Source organism: Spirulina subsalsa CS-330, assembly GCF_028330765.1.
Lineage (GTDB): Bacteria > Cyanobacteriota > Cyanobacteriia > Cyanobacteriales > Spirulinaceae > Spirulina > Spirulina subsalsa_A.
Genome location: NZ_JAQMTY010000111.1, coordinates 1 through 7555 on the forward strand (window position 1 = coordinate 1; position 7555 = coordinate 7555).

A 7555-nucleotide genomic window follows, 5' to 3' on the forward strand; every position below is an offset into this window, starting at 1 on the left:
CCCCCGCCTGCATCGCCCCCTCATGGCCAAATGCCACAAAGAAGCGATCGAGAAACACCTGAGCCTCGCCCTTTTCATCCCCCGTAATGTGAGCTTGGCAAAACTGCACAAAACCCTGTAACTGTTCAGTAAGAGACATGATCAAACCCTCAAAATACGGTGAAGACAATCATCGAGACATCCGACAGCGGGGAGATTCTGCCCCCATCCTTACCCACAAACCTAGCACTCTCCTGTCGCACCCTCTCCAACGGCAACACAAAAAAATTCTTGTCAACCTGAGAGATGGCGATCGCAGAGCGGATCGTCATTGTTCCGATTGTCCGGCTGGGTTGCTTCTCTTTTGGACGATAAATCCCTCGCACAATCACTCATCCCTTCCCAAGACTGGATCGGGTCGGCCGTGGCTTGTGGATTAAGCGGCATCGCAACATGACAATTTGTAACATGTGATGATTTGTAACATGTGATGATCATCACACAGTCTCGTGGGGCTTGTCCGATATCCTTAGGTTAAGAGAACGTTAATAAGCCGTTAACAAAACAGTCAAATATTCCACAATTTAGTTCAGCCTAGGAGGTTGCGATGATTTACACCCCTACCCACAATCCAACCCTGACCCAATATTCCAGCCGCTGGAATCCTACGCTAAAGTCAGCCAAGCCTCAACTCATCGCCCACTGGGAAAAAGACGACAACGGTAAACTCTACTGCCGCTGGATTAAATCCTAACGATGGATGAGAGACTGCGATCGCACCCTCGCCCAGGGCCGCATTCCCCACAAAACCAGACGCGGCCCTGAAATAATCACCCAACATTAGGATAAAAACGAAGTACAAAAACGCCGGTAACACTGTTATCGGCATTGTTTTGACATCTTCTCCCAGCAACCCCTCAATTCAACCAAGCCAAGCTCACCCATGTGCATTGGGGCAACGCCAAAGGAACAACCCTCGCCTGCGGTTTGGGAATTTCCCTCATATCCTCCCAAGTGTCTCAACCCTCAAGATGTTGAGGAGCGATCGTGCCCCCCAACTCAGAAAAATCCCCAGATTGAGAATTATCAGGAATTCTGGGTTTAAGACTCCGCCTCTTCGGCAAGCTCAGCCCAGGTCTAGGACGGCTTTAGGTCTAGAGTCCTGTCAGAGCAAGTGATTTCGCTGAACCCAGAATCCCCACGCATTTAGGATGGGGAGTGTCAATAAAATATATTAAACTTAACCCAATTCAATATCATCCCCAGCCCACCGCATCAGACATCGCAGTTCGAGTGTTTGTTACCTAATCACGATAAAAACGTCAATATGATTGCTCCAGAACAAGTTAACAAGATCGTTTGGAATCAACACCACGACCCCTTTGAGGTACTGGGCCCCCACCCCCTCGAACAAAACGGCACGATCAAAAACTGGGTCGTCCGCGCCTACCTCCCCAACGCCGACAAAGTTTGGGTGCTTTGTCCTGACGAACACAAAGAATACTTGATGCAAGCCGTGCATCACCCCCACTTTTTCGAGTGCAAAATCGACACCCCCGAACTCGCCAACTACCAACTCCGCATTCAAGAAGGCAAACACGAGCGCGTCGTTTATGACCCCTACGCCTTCAAATCCCCCCAACTCACGGACTTTGACCTTCATCTCTTCGCCGAAGGTAACCACCACCGTATCTACGAAAAAATGGGAGCCCACCCCCTCACCGTTGAAGGCGTTGCCGGGGTTTACTTTGCCGTTTGGGCCCCCAATGCCCGCAACGTGTCCATCATTGGCGAATTCAACAACTGGGATGGCCGCCTTCACCAGATGCGCAAACGGGGGAACGGAACCTGGGATCTCTTTGTGCCAGAAGTAGCCGTCGGCACTAAATATAAATACGAAGTCAAAAACTGGGAAGGACATATTTACGAAAAGTCCGACCCCTACGGCTTCTACCAAGAAGTGCGGCCCAAATGCGCCTCGATCGTCGCCGATCTCGACAGCTTTGAATGGCATGATGCGGAATGGCTCGAACAACGCCGCAACACCGAACAACTCAAGCATCCCATTTCTGTTTATGAAATGCACTTGGGGTCATGGCGGCATGAGTCCATTGACTACCCGGCTCAATATTGCAACGGTAACGGGGAACCGATCCAGGTTAACGACTACAAGCCCGGTGCGCGGTATCTCACCTATTACGAAATGGCGGAGCGGTTGATTCCCTACGTCCAGGAGATGGGCTTTACCCATATTGAACTGCTCCCCGTGGCGGAACATCCCTACGATGGCTCCTGGGGCTACCAAGTGACGGGGTACTACGCGCCCACCTCTCGCTATGGCCCGCCGGAAGATTTCATGTATTTTGTGGATCAGTGCCACGCAGCGGGCATTGGGGTGTTGGTGGATTGGGTTCCGGGGCATTTCCCAAAAGATAGCCATGGTTTGGCTTTCTTTGATGGTTCCCACCTCTATGAATATGACGATCCGCGCATTGGGGAACATAAGGAATGGGGCACGCTGGTCTTTAACTATGGCCGAAATGAGGTGCGGAATTTCTTGGTGTCGAATGTGCTGTTTTGGTTTGACAAGTACCACATCGACGGAATTCGGGTGGATGCGGTGGCTTCGATGTTGTACCGTAACTATTTCCGTAAAGATGGGGAATGGACGGCGAATATATACGGCGGCCATGAGCACCTAGAGGCGCGGGAGTTTATCTGTCAGTTCAATAGTGTGCTGTTTAACTACTATCCGGGGGCGCTGTCGATCGCGGAAGAATCGACGGATTGGCCGATGGTGTCTTGGCCCACCTATGTGGGGGGCTTGGGCTTTAACCTGAAGTGGAATATGGGTTGGATGCACGATATGTTGGATTATTTCAGCATGGACCCCTGGTTCCGGCAGTTCCACCAAAATAATGTGACGTTCAGTATGTGGTACAACCACAGCGAAAACTATATGCTGGCGTTGTCCCATGATGAGGTGGTGCATTGTAAGAGCAATATGATCGGCAAGATGCCGGGGGATGAGTGGCAGAAGTTCGCCAATGTGCGATCGCTCTTCGCCTATATGTTTGCCCACCCTGGCAAGAAAACCCTGTTCATGAGTATGGAGTTTGGGCAATGGAGCGAGTGGAATATCTGGGGCGACCTGGAATGGAACCTGCTTGAACACCAGTCCCACCAACAACTGAAGCAGTTCTTCGCCGACCTCAACGCCCTCTACAAGCGGGAACCCGCGCTGTATCAAAAAGACTACGAGCAAGAAGGGTTTGACTGGATCGACTGTAGCGACAGTAGCCATAGTGTGGTGTCGTTCATCCGTCGCAGCCATGATGATCAGAATTTCATCGTTGCGGTCTGTAACTTCACGCCGCAACCCCACAGCCATTACCGCGTTGGTGTGCCGGAACTGGGCTTCTACACGGAAATCTTCAACAGTGATGCGGGCCAATACGGCGGCAGCAATATGGGGAACCTGGGCGGTAAATGGGCCGAAGAATGGGGCTACCATAACCAACCCTATTCGGTGGATCTCTGCTTGCCGCCCTTGGGTGTGTTGATGTTCAAGATCGATCGCGTCAAAACGGCGGCGGCGTTTGCCCCGCCGGAAGCAGAGGCGGTGGATGTGAGTGGGACGACGGTGGACGAGACCACCAGCACGACGGCGAGTTAATGCGTTCACTCTAACGGGAATCAGTCTTTAGTCTGGCTGAATCCTGAGATCCCATTTTCAACCGTGGAAATGGGATTTGTTCTGATTAGTTTAGTCCCTTACCCCCCTGGTGGCCATGAATCGATTTCAGCGACGACGATTTTTACAGCACATGGGATGGGGGGCGATCGCCCTCGGCTCTACCCTCGCCAGTTGCGGCAATCAGAAACGCGCCCAAGGGGTGGGCCAAGGTCGCTCGGTGCTGGTGGTGGGTGCAGGGGTGGCGGGGTTGGCGGCAGCCCGTGATTTGACGGCCCAAGGCTTTGCGGTGACGGTGTTGGAGGGGCGCGATCGCATCGGGGGTCGAATCTGGACAGACCGCAGCCTCGGCGTGCCCATGGACATGGGAGCCAGTTGGATTCATGGCCCCGACGGCGACAACCCGATCACCCCCCTCGCCCGCGCAGCGGGTGCGCCCACCTTCGTCACCGAGGACGATCGCGTTGTCGTCTATCGCCCCAACGGTGAACCCGTGACCGATGCAGAACTAGAACGGGCCGAAGCGCAATACCATCAACTCCTCAAGCGTCTCGCCCGCTACAGTGAAGACCAAGACCGCGACCTCTCGATTGCCGCTGCCCTGCGCAAAATTGCCCCCGATGCCCTCACCGATCCCCTGCTGCGCTATCACCTCACCAGTTGGCTCGAATTTGATGCCGGGGGCGATATCGCCGATCTTTCCGCCTGGTATTGGAACGAAGATGAAGCGTTTCCCGGTGCGGATGTGATTTTACCGGGGGGCTACGATGCCGTGGTCAACTACCTGGCTCAGGATTTAGCGATCCAACTTAATCACACCGTAGAAGCCATTACCCACACGGATAGCGGGGTAGCGATCGCCACGAACCAAGGCGAATTTAATGCCGATTATGCCGTGATTACCCTGCCGTTGGGGGTGCTGCAAAGCGGGGCGGTGACCTTTACGCCGGAGTTGCCGACTCAAATGCGCCGCTCCATGGCCAATCTCAAGATGGGCCATGTGAATAAAGTGGTGTTGCAGTTTCCGCGCCCGTTTTGGGATCAAACCCAGCAGTATTTTGGCTATGCCCACCCCGAAAAAGGTAAATATAGTTATTTCCTGAATGCGCGTACCTTTAGCGATGCACCGGTGTTAATGACCTTTGGGCTGGGGCAGGCGGGACTGGCGTTAGAACAGCAGACGGAAGAGGCGATCGCCTCCGAATCGATGGGCGTTCTGCGTACCCTTTTTGGCCCCAATATTCCAGAGGTAGAGCGTCTCCTCGTCTCCCGTTGGACGGCCGACCCCTTGAGTCGCGGCTCCTACTCCTACGCTGCTGTGGGTGCAACCCCCGATGATTTCGCGACCCTTGGCCGTCCGGCCCATGGGGTGCTCTTTTTCGCTGGCGAACATACCCATCCCACCTATCGGGGTACTGTCCATGGGGCGTATCTGTCCGGACAACGGGCGGCGGCCCAAGTGGCTCAACGGTTCAGTGATTAATACCAAACCTGTGAGAGTTCAACGCTTTAAAAGTGTTGATTTATGAACAGAATAGCTCCCATCGGATCGAGGGGTCTTACAGTAATAAATAGGACTGTCATCTTTCTTTATCCTGAAGCGTAACGAAACCGCAAGGAGGATCACACCTCACCTAGAATCAAGCGTATTCACATCATCAATCATTCCATCATTCTGAACGACTGTAATGAAAAATCACCCAGCTTGATGGGATTTGTCAGTCATCTTTTTTGGGTTCTAAAGAGAATAAAACTCACAGGTGGTGCTTGTCGTCAACTCCTAAAGAGAATCAACATTACGGGGATTTAGGGTGGCATCAGGCTCGCTGTCAAGTTGAGGAGTGCGATCGCGATTTCTAACCGATTGAAGCATCAACACGTTGGTTAATTGGCTTGAGCATCACCGGAGGGAAGATCATGAACTTAAAAGGAAAAATTCAACTGTTTAGCGTATTGCCTGCGCTGTTATTTGGCGTGTTAGGCGGACTGTCCATTGGTGGTTTTGCGTTGATGAATCACCAGATTCGCACGATTTATGACGATCGCATTGTGCCGATGCAACAGTTGAAAACGGTGTCCGATGCCTATGCGGTGTCGATTGTGGATGCGACGAATAAGGTGAATGTGAACATTCTCACCCCAGAGGAGGCGTTGGAGTCGATTGAAACGGCGCGATCGCAAATTGAAACTACCTGGACATCCTATCGAGGAACCCAGCTTACACCTGCCGAGGCGGAACTGGCCCAGAAAGCCGAGATGTTATTTGCCCAATCTGAATCCGAACTCGATGACTTGGTGGCGGTGTTACGCCGTGGCGATCGCGAGCAATTAAATGAGATGGATCGCGACATTTACCGTTTCATTGATCCGATTACAGCGAAGGTGCAAGAACTGATCGAGTTGCAACTTGATACCGCCGCCGCCGAGCGTTTAATCGCAGCCCAAATCTTTCAGTGGATTCTACGGATTTTTATTCCTTTGTTGGTAATTACGATGGGGGTGATGCTGTCACCGCTGCGGCGTTTAATTTCTCAGGCCATCACCTCGACCTTAGAAGAAATGGTGAACACGGTGGCGACCACGAGTGAAGAGATGGCGAGTGTGGCGGTGAAGCAGGATAGCGTCGCGGCTCAACAGGCATCGTCGGTACAGGAAACCACAACGACGATGAATGAATTGGAGGTCTCGTCTCAAAAATCGTCGCAGCAGGTTGCGTCGGTGGTGAATCGGGCCCAAGAGGTGTTTGAGTTGGCGCAACAGGGCAGCCTGACGGCGAGTCGCACCTTAGCGGAAATTAATCACCTGCAAACAACAGTGGCGGAAGTGGTGCAACACAATCAACAACTGATCGAACAGTCTGAGGCCATTGAAAGTATTTCTCGGCTGGTGGATGATATTGCCCAACAAACGAATATGCTGGCGTTAAATGCCTCAATTGAGGCGGTGCGGGCTGGGGAGCAGGGTCGAGGGTTTGCGGTGGTGGCGACGGAAATCCGGAAACTAGCGGAACAAACCCAAACCTCCACGCAAAATATTAATGAGCGGATTAAAGCGATTCAACGGGTGATTCAGATGACGGTGGCGATCGCAGACCAAAGTAGCCAAAGTGTGGCGACGAGTGTCGCCCTAACCCGTGAAACCTCCCAAACCTTTGAGGGGGTGAATCAAGCGATCGGGGATGTGGTGCTCAGTGGTCAACAAATTGCCCAAAGTATTGAGCAAGAGGCCCTGGCGATCGCCCAAGTGGTCGATGCGATGAACCAGATCAATCAGGGGGCCCAAGAAACCGCTTGGGGCATTAATCAAACCAAACAAGTAACCCAAACGTTAAATGAAACCACCCTCAACCTCAAAGCCCTAGTCTAAGCCGCCCCCCTGAATCATCCATTCTCAATTCCACAGTATGCCCATGTTTATTGAAGACGAAGAACTCCGGAATCTTTATAAAACTGCGAGCGAAGAGCACTTGCAAAAACTCGAAGCAGGTCTCCTTCAACTCGAAAAACAGCCCGATCAACTGTCGTCCTTGGATGAATTGCTGCGGGAAGCCCACAGCTTAAAAGGGGATTCGCGGATGTTGGGGGTGAATTCTGTAGAGAAGCTGATCCATCAGATGGAGCATACCCTGGGGGAAGTGCAGCGGGGGGAAGTGGTGATGACCCCGGAATTGAGCGATCGCTTCTACCACGGCCTCGACGCAATTCAAAAACTCGTCACCGAAGCCGTCACCGGTGAACCCAGCGGCGTAGACACCTTCCACACCCTCGCCCAACTGATGGGAGCCGCCCCGCCCCCCACCGCCGAGCAAGCCGCCGCCCCGCCGCTGCCTGACGTTGCCCCCCCAGTTCCTGAACCTGCCGCCGACCCCATCGAGGCGGCAGC

General features: G+C 53.0%; 5 protein-coding genes. All 5 read left to right on the top strand.

All coding sequences use genetic code 11. The features are described from left to right. Positions 1 to 586 precede the first annotated feature (586 nt). Complete coding sequence (locus tag PN477_RS07505; RefSeq protein ID WP_272121105.1) at positions 587 to 733, top strand: hypothetical protein; 147 nt, start codon at positions 587 to 589, stop codon at positions 731 to 733. 573 nt (positions 734 to 1306) lie between these two features. Continuing rightward, positions 1307 to 3655 (top strand): 1,4-alpha-glucan branching enzyme, encoded by a 2349-nt coding sequence (glgB, locus tag PN477_RS07510; RefSeq protein ID WP_272121107.1) that lies wholly within the window; start codon positions 1307 to 1309, stop codon positions 3653 to 3655. Positions 3656 to 3770: 115 nt separating this feature from the next. Further along, the gene (locus PN477_RS07515; RefSeq protein WP_272121109.1) at positions 3771 to 5156 is read left to right on the top strand and encodes a flavin monoamine oxidase family protein; all 1386 of its coding nucleotides are present in this window, start codon (positions 3771 to 3773) and stop codon (positions 5154 to 5156) included. 434 nt (positions 5157 to 5590) lie between these two features. Then, positions 5591 to 7039 (top strand): HAMP domain-containing methyl-accepting chemotaxis protein, encoded by a 1449-nt coding sequence (locus PN477_RS07520; RefSeq protein WP_272121111.1) that lies wholly within the window; start codon positions 5591 to 5593, stop codon positions 7037 to 7039. 43 nt (positions 7040 to 7082) lie between these two features. Further along, a partial coding sequence (locus PN477_RS07525) for an Hpt domain-containing protein (RefSeq protein WP_272147122.1) occupies positions 7083 to 7555 on the top strand: 473 nt, incomplete at its 3' end.